The following is a 16054-nucleotide window of genomic DNA, read 5'->3' as shown; positions in this document are numbered from 1 at the left end:
ACGCGGCCATCAAGAGCCGCGCAGTGCATAAGTCGGTCGCCGTACGCGGCGGCTGGTCAGAACCCTGTTTGGAGATCAACGCATGCAGACAACAGTCAACTTATGGCCGCTCATCGGCGTGGCCGTCATCATCGTCGGGTTTCTACTGCGCTTCAATCCGATGCTGATCGTCGCGGCCGCGTCGATCATCACGGCACTCGCCGCGCACTTTCCGCCGGACAAGATCCTCTCGGCGATCGGCAGCGGCTTCATCAAGACGCGCAACATTCCGCTGATCATCCTGCTGCCGCTCGCGGTCATCGGGCTGCTCGAGCGACATGGGCTGCGCGAACGCGCGCAGATGTGGATCGCGGGCATCAAGGCCGCGACCGCCGGTCGTCTGCTGATCGTCTATCTGCTCGTGCGCGAGCTGACCGCGGCGGTCGGGCTGACGGGCCTCGGCGGCCATCCGCAGATGGTGCGTCCGCTGATCGCGCCGATGGCCGAAGGTGCGGCCGAATCGCGCTTCGGCAAACTGAGCGACGCGGTGCGCTACAAGCTGCGCGCGTACGCCGCCGCGACTGACAACGTCGGCCTGTTCTTCGGCGAGGACATCTTCGTCGCGTTCGGCGCAATCGTGTTGATGACCACGTTCCTGAAGGAGCTGGGTATCGTCGTCGAGCCGATACATGTCGCGGTGTGGGGCATTCCAACCGCCATCTGCGCGTTCCTGATTCACGGCTTCCGGCTCATGTTGCTCGATCGCAGGCTTGAACGCGAACTGAGCGGCAATGCAGCCGCTTCGAACGCTCAACCCACGCAACCCGCTGCGGGAGACGAAGCATGACGATCACCATCACCTACCTGTTCTGGCTCGTCGGCATCGTGCTGCTTGTGGTCGGCGGCATGATCGTCGCCGACCGCGACCATCCGCGCCGCTTTAGCACCGGCGGCTTCTGGATTCTCTACGCGCTGGTCTTCCTGATCGGCGACTACCTGCCCACCGACGTCGTCGGCGTGCTGGTGATCGCGATGGCGCTGATCGCGGGCTTCGGCGGCGTCAGGGCGGCGAAGCCGAAGCTGCTGTCCGACGAAGCACGTAGCACAAGCGCAAAGCGGCTCGGCAACAAGCTCTTCGCCCCCGCGCTGACGATCCCGCTGGTCACCGTCGTCGTCACGCTTGGCGCAAGTCATTTCGTGTTCGGCGGCGTGCCGCTCGTCGAACAGAAGAACGTCACGCTGATCGGCTTCGGCATCGGCTGTGTGATCGCGCTCGGCTTCGCGTGCGTGATGACGCGCGACACTGTCGGCCAGTCGATGAAAGAGGCACGCCGGCTGGTCGACGCGCTGTCGTGGGCCGCGGTGCTGCCGCAGATGCTCGGCATGCTCGGCCTCGTGTTCTCGGACGCGGGCGTCGGCAAGGCAGTCGCGCACGTTACGACCGCGTACATCAGCCTCGACTACCGGCTCGTCGCGGTCGCGACGTACTGCATCGGGATGGCGCTGTTCACGATGGTGATGGGCAACGGCTTCGCCGCGTTCCCGGTGATGACCGGCGGTGTCGGCGTGCCGATCCTCGTCAACGTGTTCCACGGCAACCCGGCGGTGATGGTCGCGATCGGCATGTTCTCGGGCTACTGCGGCACCCTGATGACGCCGATGGCCGCGAACTTCAACATGGTGCCGGCCGCGCTGCTCGAATTGCCGGACAAGAACGCGGTGATCAAGGTGCAGGTGCCGACCGCGCTGGCACTGCTGGTCGTGAACATCTTCCTGCTGAATTTCCTGATGTTCCGCTGAACGCGTCATCGCCGCCTTCAACGCCGGGCGGCGCGCTCAGTACGGATCGACCGTGAAGCCGTGCTGCCGCAATAGCTGCAGCACGCCGCGCGGGCCGCCCAGATGCAGCGCGCCGATCGCGACGAACACCGGCTTGTTCGGTCCGGCGATCAGCAGCATCCGCGTGACGAAGCGGCGGTTGCGCTCGTACAGGATCTTGTTGTTGACCGACGCGGACACGCGCGGATCGCGCGCGAGCGTTTCCACTTTCGCCGCCTGCCACGCGGCGATCGCGTCCGCATCGCCGACGCGCCACAAACGCAGCAGCGCCTCGACGTCGGCGACGTTTTGCGCGGGCGTCTGCACGAGATCCTGCGCGAGCATTTCGCGCTGCTGCGCGAGCGACAGCCCGGTGAACGCACGCATCTGTTCGGACAGCGTCTCCAGCCCGACGATCTTCCCCTTCGTGCGCAAATAGACGTTCTGCAGTTGGGCCTCGGTGCCGTATTCGGTCTGCAGGCCCGCACTCAATGAATCGTAGGTTTCGACGAGCAGCGATGCGAGCCACGGCCGCATCTTCTTGATTTCGTCGAGCGCGGCGGGGTTGCCGCGCAGCCTCAGCTCGAGCCGGTGCCACAGGGGCTCGGGCAACAGCTTCGGCAGACACGGCCGCGAGCAGATGCCATAGCGCGACACGTCGTCCTGCGACACCAGCAGATCGTCGGGCGACAGTTCCAGCGCAAGCGTCGGCGATGCGGCGAGCGCACCGAGGATCGGATTGCGAAACGGCTGGTTCGGCGGATAGTCGTCCGGGTCGCCCACATGCAGCGTGCCGAGCAGGTAGATCGTCGTCGAGCCGCGGGTCGCGACGTAAAAGGGCATCCGCGCGGGCTGCGTGCGCACCCGACCGCTGGCGGTCGTGCCCGAGCCGGGTGGCGGCGGATTGAAACCAGGCAGCGTCGCGCGCGGAAGTGCGGGACTGCCGACCTGCGCCGGCGTGTTCGCCGACGCGCCGGCCGCATACGCGGTGGCAAACGGCGACGCAGCAGGCCACAGTGCCAGTGCGAGCACCGCGCAACAGAGGCCAACCGCGAGCACCGCACAGCGCCGCGTGAAAACGGCGCGGCGGCCGCCCTCACGCAGGCAGCGCGCAGGACAACGCGCCGCCGACGCTTCAGGCATCCGCCTCCCCCACCTCCTCGGCCCGATGACATGCCACCTGGCGGCCGTCCACGTCGCGCAGCTTCGGCTCCTCGCTGCGGCAGCGGTCGATCACGTAAGGGCAGCGCTGATGGAACGTGCAGCCCGACGGCGGATTCAGCGGGGACGGCATCTCGCCCTGCAGCTTGATCTTGATGCTGCGGTCCGCCTCGAAGATCGACGGCGTCGCCGACATCAGCGCCCGCGTGTACGGATGCCGCGGCTTCGAGAAAATCCGCTGCTTGTCGCCCCGCTCGGCGACGCCGCCGAAGTACATCACCATCACGTCGTCGGCGATGTGTTCGACCACCGACAGGTTATGCGAGATGAACACATAGCTCGTCTTGAACTGCTCCTGCAGATCCATGAACAGATTGAGAATCTGCGCCTGGATCGACACGTCGAGCGCAGAGACCGGTTCGTCGGCGACGACGATCTGCGGATCGAGGATCATCGCCCGCGCGATCGCGACGCGCTGCCGCTGGCCGCCCGAGAACATGTGCGGATAGCGCTTCGCGTGCTCGGGCCGCAGGCCGACCGTGCGCATCATCTGCGCGATGCGTTCGGCGCGTTCCGCGGAGCTTGCCGGCGTGTTGATCGCGAGCGGCTCGCCGAGCGTCTGCTCGACGGTCTTGCGCGGATTGAGCGACGCGAACGGATTCTGGAACACCATCTGCACACGCCGCCGCAGCGCGGCGATCTTCGCGTGCCCCGCGCCCGCGACGTCTTCGCCGTCCACCAGGAGCCGGCCCGACGTAGGCGGTTCGATCATCGTCAACTGGCGGGCGAGCGTCGATTTGCCGCAGCCCGATTCACCGACGACCGCCAGCGTCTTGCCGCGTTCGAGCGAGAAGGACACGCCGTTCAGCGCCTTCACGACGCCATGGCCGAACATGCCGCGCTTCACGGTGTAGTGCCTCGCGAGCTGGTCGGCGACGAGCACGCGGTCGCCGCCTGGATGCGCATCGTGGCGCGCTTCAGGTACTGCGTTCATCGTGCGCCTCCGGGTTGATGGGCATCGGCGGCCAGGTTGAGCGGCTTGATGCAGCGGACCTGCGCGGCGTCGCCGTGTTGCGGCAGCGGCGCGAGCACCGGCCGCGCCTTCATGCAGTCGTCGACGACGTACTTGCAGCGCGGCGCGAACAGGCAGCCGCGCGGCCGGTCGTCGCGCCCCGGCACCATGCCCGGCAGCGCGGCCAGCCGCACCGCTCCGACATTGTGCTCGGGAATCGCGGCGAGCAGCGCCTCAGTGTACGGATGATGGGGTGCCGCGAAGATGTCAGGCACGCGATTGGTCTCGATGACCTCGCCCGCGTACATCACCGCGACGCGCTGCGCGACCTCAGATACGACGGCCAGATCGTGCGAGATCAGCACGAGCGCCATGCCGCGTTCCTTCTGCAGCTTCACGAGCAGTTCCATGATCTGCGCCTGGATCGTCACGTCGAGCGCGGTGGTCGGCTCGTCAGCGATCAGCAGCTTCGGATTGCACGCGACGGCCATCGCGATCATCACGCGCTGGTTCATCCCGCCGGACATCTGATGCGGAAACGCGGTGATGCGGTTCTTCGCGTCTGGAATGCCGACCTGATCGAGCAGTTCGAGCGCGCGCTGCTGCAACGCGGCGCCGCGCAGCCCTTCGTGCAGCTTCAGCACTTCCTTGATCTGGTAGCCAACCGTGTAGCTGGGGTTCAGGCTCGTCAGCGCGTCCTGGAACACCATCGCGATGTCCTTGCCGATGATCTTGCGGCGCTGCTTCGGCGTCGCGTTCAGCAGATCCTTGCCGTCGAACGTGACCTCGTCGGCACTCACCTTGCCGGGCGCGTCGATCAGACCCATCAGCGCCATCATCGTCACGCTCTTGCCCGAGCCCGATTCGCCGACGACGCCGACGACTTCGCCCGGCGCGACGTCGAGATTGATCCGGTCGACGGCGGGCAGGCCGTTGAAATTGACCGCCAGATTTCGGATGGTTAGTAGCTTGTCCATATCAGGCCATCCGTTTCAGTTTGGGATCGAGCGCGTCGCGCAGGCCGTCTCCGAGCAGATTGATCGCGAGCACCGAAATCACGATCGACAAACCGGGCAGCGTGACGATCCACCATGCGTTGTCGATGTAGTCGCGTGCGGACGCGAGCATCGCACCCCACTCCGCCGCCGGCGGTTGCACGCCGAGGCCGAGGAAGCCGAGCGCTGCCGCATCCAGAATCGCCGACGAAAAACCGAGCGTGGCCTGCACGATCAGCGGTGCCGTGCAGTTCGGCAGCACCTGCGAGAACATCAGCCGCAGCGTGCCGGCACCCGCGACGCGCGACGCTGTCACGTATTCCTTCTGCAGCTCGCCGAGCGCGGACGCGCGCGTGAGCCGCACATAGCCGGGCAGCGCGACGATCGCGATCGCGAGCATCGTGTTCGTCAGACCCGGACCGATGATCGCGACCACCGCGACCGCGAGCAGCAGTGACGGCAGCGCGAGCAGCACGTCCATGATGCGCATGATCGGCGTATCGACCCACTTCTGGAAAAACGCGGCGAAGAGGCCGAGCACGATGCCCGGAATCAGTGCCAGCACGACGGACACGAAGCCGATCCAGAACGACAGGCGCGCGCCGTACATCAGCCGCGACAGGATGTCGCGGCCCGCTTCGTCGGTGCCGAGGATGAACTTCCAGTTGCCGCCGTCGAGCCAGGCGGGCGGAATCTTCACGAAATCGCGGTACTGCTCGATCGGGCTGTGCGGTGCGATCAGCGGCGCGAAGATCGCGACGAAGATCAGCACGAGCACAATGGTGCCCGCACCGACCGCACCGCGGTTACGCGAAAAGTTGGCCCAGAATTCGCGAACTGCAAGCGCGCGGCCGCTGGGGGGAGTGACTGCCTGGGGGACTGTGTTTTGTATGTCGGCCATAGCTTGTTTTACCTCGTATGGCGGATGCGTGGATTGAGCACGCCGTACAGCAGATCGACGACGAGGTTCACGACGATGACGAGCGTGGCGATCATCAGGATGCCGCCCTGCACGACCGGATAGTCGCGTCGGCCGATCGCATCGATCAGCCATTTGCCGATGCCGGGCCACGAAAACAGCGTCTCGGTCAGCACCGCGCCAGCGAGCAGCGTGCCGACCTGCAGACCGATCACGGTAACAACCGGAATCAGCGCGTTGCGCAACGCATGCACGACGATCACGCGCACAGGCGCGAGCCCCTTCGCGCGAGCCGTGCGGATGTAGTCTTCACGCAGCACTTCGAGCATCGACGAGCGCGTCATCCGTGCGACGACCGCGAGCGGAATCGTGCCGAGCACGATGGCCGGCAGGATCAGGTGACTCAGCGCGGACTTGAACGAGCCTTCGTCGGGCGCGAGCAGCGCGTCGATCAGCATGAAGCCCGTGGTGTGCGGAATGTCGTACTCGACCGCGATGCGCCCTGACACCGGCGTCCAGCCGAGCTTCGACGAAAAGAACATGATGAGGATCAAGCCCCACCAGAAGATCGGCATCGAATAGCCGGTCAGCGCGGTACCCATCACGCCGTGATCGACGATGGTGCCGCGCCTCAGCGCCGCGAATACGCCGGCGGGCAACCCGACAATCAGCGCGAACAGCATCGCGCAGATGGAGAGTTCGATGGTGGCGGGGAAGCGGGCGAGGAATTCGTCCATCACGCTGGTGTTCGTGATGATCGACGTACCGAGGTTGCCGCGCAGGGCATGGCCGACATAGTGGATGTACTGCATCGGCAGGGGTTCGTCGAGCCCAAGGCGGTGCATCGCTTGCGCGTGCATCGCGGGATCGACGCCGCGTTCGCCCATCATCACTTCGATGGGATCGCCGGGGATCAGGTGAATCAGTGCGAAGGCGAGGATCGTAATGCCGATGAAGGTCGGTATCACCATCCCGATGCGACGCAAAACGAATCGGAACATGGTTCGTCCCTATGGTCTTGATGAACGGAAAAACGCAACCGGCGACGAGGGCTCGTGACCCCGGTCGCCGGACCATTTCGACCAGTTTTCTAACCGTGCGAAAAGCGTAACGCGCAAACCTTACTTCATGCTCACTCCGTCGAAGCGCATATAACCCAGCGGCTCGATGCGCATGTCAACCACCTTCTTGCTGACCGGCTGGTACACCGTCGAGTGCGCGATCGGGGAGAACGGCAACTGCTGCGCGAAGATCTGTTGTGCCTGCATGTAGAAATTCGTGCGCTGGGCCTGACTGGACGTTTCGCGGCCCTTGACCACGAGGTCGTCGAACGGCTTGTAGCACCACTTCGAGAAGTTGCTGCCGTTCACTGCATCGCAGCCGAGCAGCGTGCCGAGCCAGTTGTCCGGATCGCCGTTGTCGCCGGTCCAGCCGATCAGCATCGAATCGTGTTCGCCCGCGTGCGCGCGCTTGATGTACTCGCCCCATTCATACGTGACGATCTTCGCGCGCACTCCGATCTTCGCCCAGTCCGCCTGGATCATTTCGGCCATCAGTTTGCCGTTCGGATTGTACGGACGCTGCACCGGCATCGCCCACAGCGTGATGTCGAAGCCGTTCGGGAAGCCGGCCTTCGCGAGCAGCGCCTTCGCCTTGTCCGGATCGTAGGCGGCACTCTTCAGGCTTTTGTCGTACGACCATTGCGTCGGCGGCATCGGATTCGACGCCGCCTGGCCCGCGCCCTGGTACACCGATTCGATGATCGCCTTCTTGTTGATCGCCATATCGAGGGCACGCCGCACTTCGACGTTGTCGACGGGTTTGTGCGTCGTGTTGTACGCAAGGTAGCCCACGTTGAAGCCCGGCTGCGACGGCATCGCGATGTTCGCTTCCTGCTTCAGCGGCGCGATGTCGGCCGGACGCGGATAGCTCATCACCTGGCATTCGTCGCGCTTCAGCTTCTGCACGCGCACGCCCGGATCCGGCGTGATCGAGAAGATCAGCTTCGAGATTTTCACGGCGTTCGGCTTCCAGTAATCCGGATTGCCGTCGAAGCGGATCGTCGCGTCCTTCGTATAGCTGCGGAAAATGAACGGGCCCGTGCCGACCGGTTTCTGGTTGAGGTCGGCGGCCTTGCCGGCCTTCATCAGCGAATCGGCGTATTCGGCCGACAGGATCGACGCGTACTCCATCGCGAGGTTCTGGATGAACGGCGCGTTCACCTGGTTCAGCGTGAAGCGGACCGTGTATGGATCGACCTTCTCGACCTTCGCGATCAGCTTGTCGAGGCCCATGTCGGTGAAGTACGGGAACGACACCGGGTACGCCTTGCGGAACGGCTGGTTCGGATCGAGCATGCGCTCGAACGAGAACACGACGTCGTCCGCGTTGAATTCGCGGGTCGGCTTGAAGAACGACGTGGTCTGGAACTTCACGCCGTGGCGCAGATGGAACGTGTAGGTCTTGCCGTCCGGCGAGATGTCCCACGATTCGGCGAGGCCGGGCTCGACCGTGGTGCCGCCGCGCACGAACTCGACGAGGCGGTTATAGACCGTGAACGTGTTGGCTGTGAAATCGGTACCGGTCGTGTATTGCGCCGGATCGAAACCCGCGGGGCTGCCTTCCGAGCAGTAGACGAGCGTCTTGTTCGGGATATCGGCGGCGTTCGCCAGTTGGGCTCCCACCATCGATGCCGCTGCGACAGCGGCGAGCGTCGTGAGCCGCGCCGCGCGCAACAGGTTGTTTTGCTTCATGTTTCCTCCAGGTTTCGTGGCCGGCTGTAGCCAGCGTAGCGCGATATTACTGAGCTTTGCTGGCCCCCACAAGCAGACGAAATTGTTCGCACCGGCTGCCGGGAAGCCGTTCCGGCACAGGTGCGCGGGCGGTTGCCGCCTCTCGATGGAAGGTTACCCGCCTGCCACGGATCGTGCCGGAAAATGTGTCGATGAAGCGGAGATGAAACGCAGATGACAGGCCGCGTCCGGCCTGTGCGCAAGGAAATGGAAGAAAAGAGAAAGCCGCGCCGGACGGTCGGCGCGGCGGAACAGCCAGGATCAGACCGCGAGCCGTTCGCAGAGCGATTTCGTCGCCGCGGCGCCGTTCAGCGTGTAGAAGTGCAGCCCCGGCACGCCCGCGTCGATCAGCCGGCGGCACAGGTCGGTCACCACGTCGAGTCCGAACGCGCGGATCGCTTCGCGGTCGTCGCCGAAACTCTCCAGCCTGCGCGCGACCCAGCGCGGCACTTCGGCGCCGCACATTTCGGAGAAGCGCATCAGCTGCGAGAAGTTGGTAATGGGCATGATGCCCGGGACGATCGGCACATCGACGCCGAGCTTGCGCGCGTCGTCGACGAAACGGAAGTACGCGTCCGCGTTGAAGAAGTACTGCGTGATCGCCGAGTTCGCGCCCGCCTTCACCTTGCGCGCGAAGTTCTCCAGATCGTGACGCGGCGAACGCGACTGCGGGTGGTATTCCGGATAGCCGGCCACCTCGATGAAGAACCAGTCGCCAAACTCGGAGCGGATGAAGCTCACCAGTTCGGACGCATAGCGCAGTTCGCCGACTTCGCCCATGCCCGAAGGCAGGTCGCCGCGCAGCGCGACGATATGACGGATGCCGTGCGAGCGGTACTCGTTGAGGATGCCGCGCAGGCTGTCGCGCGACGAGCCGATGCACGACAGGTGGGGCGCCGCGTTGAGACCTTCCTTCGCCATATCGACGACGGTATCGAGCGTGCCTTGCTGCGTCGAGCCGCCGGCGCCGAACGTGACGGACACGAACTTCGGCTTCAGCGGTGCGAGCTGCGCGCGCGTCGCGCGCAGCTTGTCGACGCCTTCCGCCGTTTTCGGCGGGAAGAATTCGAATGACAGTTCTATCGGATTCATGATGCGTGGCTCAACCGAGCGAACGGTTACCAAAAATCAGCGCGGACAGCAGCCACGACACGATGCTGTACAGGATCGAGCCGAAGAATGCGGACCAGAAACCCGACACCTCGAACCCCTTCAGCAGCGATGCGCACAGCCAGAAGCACAGCGCATTGACGACGAGGATGAAGAGGCCGAGCGTGAGTATCGTGACGGGCAGCGTGAGCAGGATCAGCACCGGACGCAGCACCGCGTTGATCAGCCCGAGCACGATCGCGACGATCAGCGCGGTCCCGAAGCTGCGGATGTGAATCGACGGAACGAGGTACGTGATGATCAGCAGCGCGAGCGCGTTGATGAGCCAGGTCAGCAGCAGGGTCATGAAGAGCTCCTCGAAGACGGGTAGTCCGGATTGCGCGAATGCTTCAGCGCGCGGTGCACGATGCGCACACGGCCCGCGTTCCGGCTGCGGGCCGCGCGCGCAGGCGCATCAATAGCGGTAGTGGTTCGGCTTGTACGGACCGCTCTTGTCGACGCCGATGTAGCCCGCCTGCTCGTCAGACAGCACGGTCAGGTTAGCGCCGATGCGCGCGAGATGCAGACGCGCGACCTTTTCGTCGAGCTGCTTCGGCAGCACGTACACCTTGTTCTCGTACTTGTCGCCCTGCGTGAACAGTTCGATCTGCGCGAGCGTCTGGTTCGTGAACGAGTTCGACATCACGAACGACGGGTGGCCCGTCGCGCAGCCGAGGTTCACGAGACGGCCTTCAGCCAGCAGGATCACGCGCTTGCCGTCCGGGAAAATGATGTGGTCGACTTGCGGCTTGATGTTGTCCCACTTGTACTGACGGGTCGACGCGATATCGATTTCCGAATCGAAGTGACCGATGTTGCAGACGATCGCGTTGTGGCGCATCGCCTTCATGTGGTCGTGGCCGATCACGTGGAAGTTGCCGGTCGCCGTGACGAAGATGTCAGCCTTGTCGGCCGCGTATTCCATCGTCACGACGCGGTAGCCTTCCATCGCCGCCTGCAGCGCGCAGATCGGATCGATTTCGGTGACCCACACTGTGGCGCCGAGACCGCGCAGCGACTGCGCGCAGCCCTTGCCCACGTCGCCGTAGCCCGCGACGACCGCGATCTTGCCCGCGATCATCACGTCGGTTGCACGCTTGATGCCATCGACGAGCGACTCGCGGCAGCCGTACAGGTTGTCGAACTTCGACTTCGTGACCGAGTCGTTGACGTTGATGGCCGGGAACGGCAGACGCCCTTCCTTCTCCATCTGGTACAGACGGTGCACGCCGGTCGTCGTTTCTTCGGTGACGCCCTTGATGTGCGCGAGACGCGTCGAGTACCAGACCGGGTCCGCGTCGAGGTGCGAAGCGATCGACTTGTACAGCGCGACTTCTTCCTCGTTGGTCGGCTTCGCGATCACCGAGCGGTCCTTCTCGGCCTTCGATCCGAGGATCAGCAGCAGCGTTGCATCGCCGCCGTCGTCGAGGATCATGTTGGCGAATTCGCCGTTCGGCCATTCGAAGATGCGGTGCGAGAACTCCCAGTATTCGTCGAGCGATTCGCCCTTGAATGCGAACACCGGCGTGCCGCCCTTCGCGATCGCGGCGGCGGCGTGGTCCTGGGTCGAGAAGATGTTGCACGATGCCCAACGCACATCCGCACCAAGCGCGGTGAGCGTTTCGATCAGCACACCGGTCTGGATCGTCATGTGCAGCGAGCCGGCGACGCGCGCGCCCTTCAGCGGCTGCTGCGCCTTGTACTCTTCGCGCGTTTGCACGAGGCCGGGCATTTCCGTCTCGGCGATGTCGAGTTCCTTGCGGCCCCAGTCGGCAAGCGACAGGTCGGCCACGACGAAATCTTTGGAATCGTAAACTGCGGCGTTCATCACGCCCTCCTTTCTAAAAATGACTAGAAATTTGACGTGAGCGCCGTTCGATGCGGGGGTGTGAAGCGCTTGGTGCACACCTTCGTACACGCTTCAGACCACCCGGATTGAAAGCCTTCGAGCCTGGCGGGCTAACCCGTCGCAACGCTCCTCGTAGGCGAACCGCGATTGTAGCAAATCGGGATGACGGCGGCGGACGCTTTCGTGCAGGAGGGTCTTTCGCTTCGTGACGCGAGTGACGCGAGCGACGTGAAACCAGAGAACTACACCGGCAGGAAGCCGAGCAGCGGTGCGGCCAGCACCATCACGATGCCGGCGATCATCATCGTCAGGCTCGCGACGACGCCCTCCTCGCTGCCGAGTTCGCGTGCCTTCGCGGTGCCGACGCCGTGCGCGGCCGCACCGAACAGCGCGCCGCGCGCGAGTCGCGTGCGCAACGGCAGCAGCGCCAGCACGACCTCGCCGAACAGCATTCCGCAGACGCCGGTCGCGATCACGAACAGCGCGGTCAGCTCGCGCGGCGCGTGGATCCGGTCGGACACCGCGAGCGCGAACGGCGTCGAGATCGAGCGGGTCATCAGGCTGCGTTGCAAGTCAGGCGACAGATGCAGCAGCTTCGCGAGCAGCAGCGATCCGCCGACCGCCACCACCACGCCGACGCTCACGCCGACCGCGAGCGAGATCCAGTGACGCTTCAGCAGCGCGCGGTATTCGTAGATCGGCACCGCGAACGCCACGGTCGCGGGCCCGAGCAGCCACATCAACCAGCGCGTGTCGCGGAAGTAGACCGCGTACGGGATGTGAGCGACCAGCACGATCGCGGCGAGCACGGCCGGCACCCCGACGAGCGGCGTCAGCCACGGCGACGGATAGCGCGCGTACAGCGCCTTCGACGCGAAATACAGCGCGATCGTCAGCACGAGACAGCCGGCGGCGATCAGGCGCGACGCGTCGTCCGCGAACAAGGAGGCGTAGAAGGCGTTCATCGGGTGGCCTCGTCGGTGGGTAGGCGCGAGTGTCGATGGGATTCGATCACGCGCGTGCCGCGGCAACCCGCGCCACCCGCACGCGCCGCAGGGCGAAGCGGCGTTCGAGCCGCGCGGCCTGCTCGACCGCAATCGCGACGGCGATCATTACCATCAGCGTCCCGCCGACCACGACCAGCGCAAGGCGCCAACCGTCTTCGCGAAACAGACCGCCGTACTGAACGGCCGCAACCGCAGCGGGGATGAAGAACAGCAGCATGTCGGACAGCAGCCAGTCGGCGCCCGCCTTGACCCAGCGCGGCGCGACACCGCCGCAGAACAGCAGCGCCAGCAACGCGATGAGGCCAACCACGCCGCCAGGCAACGGCAGACCAAGCGTGCGCACGACGAAATCGGCGACGAACCACACCGCGCCGAGCGCGGCGCTCTGCACGGCGATGCGGCCGATCCGGGCAAACGACTGGGCAAGCGAGCGGCCGGTCATGGCAAACCCCTAGTGATTTCTGATGAAGTTGAGTATAGGGACCCCCTTGACATAAATATAATGACTTAGAATCATCCCCTTCATTCCGAATCGGAATCTCACCATCGAGGAGCCACCCGCCGTGGAACTGCGCGCACTCCGCTATTTCGTCGAGGTCGTCCGTCAGCAGAGCTTCACTGTCGCGGCCGAGCAGATGTTCGTCACGCAGCCGACCATCAGCAAGATGGTCAAGGCGCTCGAAGACGAAATCGGCTCGCCGCTGCTGCTGCGCGACGGCCGTCAGATGGTGCTCACCGACGCCGGACGGATCGTCTTCCAGCGCGGCCAGGACGTGCTCGCCGCGCATGCGTTGCTGCAGGCCGAACTCGACGACCTCGACAAACTCGGCCGCGGCGAGCTGACCATCGGCATCCCGCCGATGGGCGGCGCGCTCTTCACGCCGACCATCGCGGCATTCCGCCAGCGCTATCCGAAAATCGATCTGAAGCTGTTCGAGCAGGGTTCGCGCGGCATCGAGACCGCGCTGATCTCCGGCGAACTCGAACTGGGCGGCGTGCTACAGCCGGTCGACCCCGAGACGATCGACGTGCTGCCGATGTCCCGCCAATTGCTGTGGCTCGTCGCACGCCGCGGTTCGCGCTGGGACGGCGCCACGCAGGTCCGGCTCGCCGATCTGGCGAGCGAGCCGTTCGTGTTCTACGGCGAGAGCCTCGCGCTGAACGACGTCGTGCTGAACGCATGCCGCACCGCCGGCTTCACGCCGACCATCGTAGGCCGCAGCGCGCATTGGGATTTCATGGCCGCGCTCGTGCAGGCGGGCGTCGGCATCGCGCTGCTGCCCGCGCCGTACTGCCGGCGCCTCGACGCCGCGCAGCTCGCGTGCTGCCCGGTGATCGAGCCGGAGATTCCGTGGGAAATGGCGATCGGCTGGCGACGCAACGGCTATCTGTCGCACGCGGCACGCGCATGGCTCGACGTCGCGCGCGAAACGCTTGCCACGCAGAGCGGCGACGAGTTCATGCCGATGCCGGCGGCGCAATAAAAACCCGCCTCGCGGGGAAGCGAGGCGGGCGTCGTGAATCGTGAAGCGTTATTCGTATGGACCGTCGCTCGGTCCACGCGTTCGTGGGTCAGCGCGATGTCGCATCGACAGAAGCGCCCCCCTCTTCAAGCCGCCACACCCTCCGCCGCCGGTTGCCCCACCCGCCGCGCAGCCGCAATAAACTCCGCCGCGCGCTCGCCGATCATCACGGTCGGCGCATTGGTATTGCCGCCGATCAGCGTCGGCATCACCGATGCATCGACGATCCGCAGCCCCGACACACCCCGCACGCGCAACTGCGGATCGACCACCGATTGCGGATCGCTGCCCATCCGGCAGGTCGCGACCGGGTGATAGATCGTGTCCGCATGCGCCGCGATCGTCTCGCGCAACTCCGCGTCGCTCTGCTCCGGATGCGTGTACAGCTCGCGGCCGCCACACAGCGCGAGCGAAGGCGCATCGAGAATGCGCCGCGCGACGTGTGCGCCGTCGATCAGCAGATCGAGATCGCGCGAGTCGCTGAGAAAACGCGGATCGATGCGCGGCGCGACGCGCGCATCGGCGCTCGCGAGCGACACGGTGCCGCGGCTCTTCGGCCTCAGCACGCACACGTGCAGCGAATAGCCGTGACCCCAGTGCATGTGGCGGTTGTGATCGTCGACGAGCGCCGCGCAGAAATGCAGCTGCAGATCGGGCCGGTCGAGCGTCGGATTGCTCTTCACGAAACCGCCCGCCTCCGCGACGTTGCTCGACAGCATCCCGCGTCCATGCCGCGAGAATTCGACGAACTGCGGCAGCATCCGCGCGATCCCGCGCAATGAAATGCCGGTCGGCTCGATTGAACGCACGCGCTTGTTGATCGTGAAGTCGATGTGATCGATCAGGTTCTGTCCGACCTCCGTCGCATCGTGCCGCACCGCGACGCCGAACGCACGCAGATGATCTGCCGGACCGATACCCGAGCACATCAGCAATTGCGGCGTATTGAACGCGCCCGCGGCGAGCACGACCTCCGCGCGCGCCTCGAGCGTTTCCGTGCGACCGCCGGTCTGACCACCACGCACGATCTCGACGCCGTTCGCGCGCGCGCCATCGAAGGTCACGCGCAGCACCGTCGCATCGGCGATCGTATGCAGGTTCGGCCGTGGCCGGTCGTACACGTACGCACGCGCGACGCTGCAACGCCGGCCATCGCGCTGCGTCACCTGATAGAAGCCGACGCCTTCCTGGTCCGGTCCGTTGAAATCGGCGTTCGCGCGATAGCCGGCTTCGAGCGCAGCCTGCACGAAGCGCTGCGAAAACGGATTGCGAAATCGCAGATCGCTCACGGTGAGCGGTCCGTCCGCGCCGTGCAGCGCATCGGCGCCGCGCTCGTTGCCTTCCGCGCGGCGGAAGTACGGCAGCACGTCCTGCCACGACCAGCCGGTGCAGCCGAGTTCGGCCCATTCGTCGTAGTCGAGCGGATGGCCGCGCGTGTAGATCATCGCGTTGATCGCGCTCGATCCGCCGAAGCCGCGTCCGCGCGGCTGATAACCGCGCCGGCCGGCAAGACCAGGCTGCGGCTCGGTTTCGAAACCGTAGTTGGTCTTCAGCTTGTACGGCACGACCGCCGCGACGCCGGTCGGCATGTTGACGAAGAGATTGCGATCGGTGTGCGGGCCCGCTTCGATCAACGCGATCGTCGCGTCGGGGCAGAGGTCCGCGAGACGGCTCGCCAGAGAACAGCCGCCGGAACCCGCGCCCACGATGATGTAGTCGTATTGCATCGATGTCTCCCTCAGTCGCGCGCGTTGCTCGCACGCCATGTCTCGTGCACACTTGTCTACGTGTGTTTCATGCCGCATTGTAGGGAGCGCGGCGGCGCGCGCGACGCCCGATGTCAGAGCGAT

Annotated in this window: 15 protein-coding genes and 1 riboswitch; of the genes, 3 read left to right on the top strand and 12 right to left on the bottom strand. The window is 65.2% G+C overall.

Annotated features, from left to right (window positions below):
- Positions 1-82 precede the first annotated feature (82 nt).
- On the top strand, positions 83-826 hold the full coding sequence (locus ACREXZ_RS02100) for a DUF969 domain-containing protein (protein WP_431762350.1): 744 nt from the start codon (positions 83-85) through the stop codon (positions 824-826).
- Positions 823-1779, top strand: a complete 957-nt coding sequence (locus ACREXZ_RS02095) for a DUF979 domain-containing protein (RefSeq protein WP_431762349.1) — start codon at positions 823-825, stop codon at positions 1777-1779. The genes ACREXZ_RS02100 and ACREXZ_RS02095 overlap by 4 nt, the downstream gene beginning before the upstream one ends.
- Positions 1780-1815: 36 nt before the next feature.
- Here ACREXZ_RS02095 and ACREXZ_RS02090 read toward each other — a convergent pair whose 3' ends face one another.
- The 11 genes from ACREXZ_RS02090 to ACREXZ_RS02040 form a co-directional block, all read right to left on the bottom strand.
- Positions 1816-2940 carry a TraB/GumN family protein gene (locus ACREXZ_RS02090; protein WP_431762348.1) on the bottom strand — a complete coding sequence of 375 codons (1125 nt, stop codon included), beginning with the start codon at positions 2938-2940 and terminating at the stop codon, positions 1816-1818.
- A complete protein-coding gene (locus ACREXZ_RS02085; protein ID WP_431762347.1) occupies positions 2933-3952 on the bottom strand; it encodes a peptide ABC transporter ATP-binding protein in 1020 nt (339 codons plus the stop codon). Before ACREXZ_RS02085 ends, ACREXZ_RS02090 begins: the two co-directional genes overlap by 8 nt.
- The gene (locus ACREXZ_RS02080) at positions 3949-4947 is read right to left on the bottom strand and encodes an ABC transporter ATP-binding protein (protein WP_431762346.1); all 999 of its coding nucleotides are present in this window, start codon (positions 4945-4947) and stop codon (positions 3949-3951) included. The genes ACREXZ_RS02085 and ACREXZ_RS02080 overlap by 4 nt, the downstream gene beginning before the upstream one ends.
- 1 nt (position 4948) lies before the next feature.
- Positions 4949-5866 carry an ABC transporter permease subunit gene (locus ACREXZ_RS02075; RefSeq protein ID WP_431762345.1) on the bottom strand — a complete coding sequence of 306 codons (918 nt, stop codon included), beginning with the start codon at positions 5864-5866 and terminating at the stop codon, positions 4949-4951.
- A gap of 8 nt (positions 5867-5874) precedes the next feature.
- A complete protein-coding gene (locus ACREXZ_RS02070; protein ID WP_431762344.1) occupies positions 5875-6885 on the bottom strand; it encodes an ABC transporter permease subunit in 1011 nt (336 codons plus the stop codon).
- Between the two features lie 120 nt (positions 6886-7005).
- Entirely contained in the window at positions 7006-8637 is a 1632-nt protein-coding gene (locus ACREXZ_RS02065) for an ABC transporter substrate-binding protein (protein WP_431762343.1), read from the bottom strand.
- 300 nt (positions 8638-8937) lie between these two features.
- On the bottom strand, positions 8938-9768 hold the full coding sequence (gene metF / locus ACREXZ_RS02060) for a methylenetetrahydrofolate reductase [NAD(P)H] (protein WP_431762342.1): 831 nt from the start codon (positions 9766-9768) through the stop codon (positions 8938-8940).
- 10 nt (positions 9769-9778) lie between these two features.
- Positions 9779-10132 (bottom strand): phage holin family protein, encoded by a 354-nt coding sequence (locus ACREXZ_RS02055; protein ID WP_431762341.1) that lies wholly within the window; start codon positions 10130-10132, stop codon positions 9779-9781.
- A 108-nt stretch (positions 10133-10240) separates the two neighbouring features.
- A complete protein-coding gene (gene ahcY, locus ACREXZ_RS02050; RefSeq protein WP_431762340.1) occupies positions 10241-11653 on the bottom strand; it encodes an adenosylhomocysteinase in 1413 nt (470 codons plus the stop codon).
- Between the two features lie 31 nt (positions 11654-11684).
- Positions 11685-11812: riboswitch (S-adenosyl-L-homocysteine riboswitch) on the bottom strand.
- A 104-nt stretch (positions 11813-11916) separates the two neighbouring features.
- Positions 11917-12639 (bottom strand): LrgB family protein, encoded by a 723-nt coding sequence (locus ACREXZ_RS02045; RefSeq protein ID WP_431762339.1) that lies wholly within the window; start codon positions 12637-12639, stop codon positions 11917-11919.
- A 46-nt stretch (positions 12640-12685) separates the two neighbouring features.
- Positions 12686-13123, bottom strand: coding sequence for a CidA/LrgA family protein (locus tag ACREXZ_RS02040; RefSeq protein WP_431762338.1), 438 nt, complete (start codon positions 13121-13123; stop codon positions 12686-12688).
- A gap of 121 nt (positions 13124-13244) precedes the next feature.
- Between ACREXZ_RS02040 and ACREXZ_RS02035 the strand changes: the two genes are divergently transcribed.
- Positions 13245-14165, top strand: a complete 921-nt coding sequence (locus ACREXZ_RS02035; protein WP_431762337.1) for a LysR substrate-binding domain-containing protein — start codon at positions 13245-13247, stop codon at positions 14163-14165.
- Positions 14166-14290: 125 nt separating this feature from the next.
- Here the strand turns inward: ACREXZ_RS02035 and ACREXZ_RS02030 are convergent, their stop codons facing one another.
- Entirely contained in the window at positions 14291-15931 is a 1641-nt protein-coding gene (locus tag ACREXZ_RS02030; RefSeq protein ID WP_431762336.1) for a GMC family oxidoreductase, read from the bottom strand.
- Between the last annotated feature and the right edge of the window lie 123 nt (positions 15932-16054).

Source organism: Paraburkholderia sp. (assembly GCF_050742655.1).
In the GTDB taxonomy this organism is placed as follows: Bacteria; Pseudomonadota; Gammaproteobacteria; order Burkholderiales; family Burkholderiaceae; genus Paraburkholderia.
Note: the sequence above shows the minus strand (reverse complement) of the source record. Positions and strands in the feature narration are given on the sequence as shown.

Bases quoted from the DNA above. Each gene is read 5' to 3' on its own strand.
- ACREXZ_RS02100 (WP_431762350.1), top strand. From the start codon at position 83: ATGCAGACAACAGTCAACTTATGGCCGCTCATCGGCGTGGCCGTCATC.
- ACREXZ_RS02085 (WP_431762347.1), bottom strand. From the start codon at position 3,952: ATGAACGCAGTACCTGAAGCGCGCCACGATGCGCATCCAGGCGGCGAC.
- ACREXZ_RS02075 (WP_431762345.1), bottom strand. From the start codon at position 5,866: ATGGCCGACATACAAAACACAGTCCCCCAGGCAGTCACTCCCCCCAGC.
- ACREXZ_RS02070 (WP_431762344.1), bottom strand. From the start codon at position 6,885: ATGTTCCGATTCGTTTTGCGTCGCATCGGGATGGTGATACCGACCTTC.
- ACREXZ_RS02080 (WP_431762346.1), bottom strand. From the start codon at position 4,947: ATGGACAAGCTACTAACCATCCGAAATCTGGCGGTCAATTTCAACGGC.
- metF (WP_431762342.1), bottom strand. From the start codon at position 9,768: ATGAATCCGATAGAACTGTCATTCGAATTCTTCCCGCCGAAAACGGCG.
- ACREXZ_RS02040 (WP_431762338.1), bottom strand. From the start codon at position 13,123: ATGACCGGCCGCTCGCTTGCCCAGTCGTTTGCCCGGATCGGCCGCATC.
- ACREXZ_RS02095 (WP_431762349.1), top strand. From the start codon at position 823: ATGACGATCACCATCACCTACCTGTTCTGGCTCGTCGGCATCGTGCTG.
- ACREXZ_RS02065 (WP_431762343.1), bottom strand. From the start codon at position 8,637: ATGAAGCAAAACAACCTGTTGCGCGCGGCGCGGCTCACGACGCTCGCC.
- ACREXZ_RS02045 (WP_431762339.1), bottom strand. From the start codon at position 12,639: ATGAACGCCTTCTACGCCTCCTTGTTCGCGGACGACGCGTCGCGCCTG.
- ahcY (WP_431762340.1), bottom strand. From the start codon at position 11,653: ATGAACGCCGCAGTTTACGATTCCAAAGATTTCGTCGTGGCCGACCTG.
- ACREXZ_RS02090 (WP_431762348.1), bottom strand. From the start codon at position 2,940: ATGCCTGAAGCGTCGGCGGCGCGTTGTCCTGCGCGCTGCCTGCGTGAG.
- ACREXZ_RS02030 (WP_431762336.1), bottom strand. From the start codon at position 15,931: ATGCAATACGACTACATCATCGTGGGCGCGGGTTCCGGCGGCTGTTCT.
- ACREXZ_RS02055 (WP_431762341.1), bottom strand. From the start codon at position 10,132: ATGACCCTGCTGCTGACCTGGCTCATCAACGCGCTCGCGCTGCTGATC.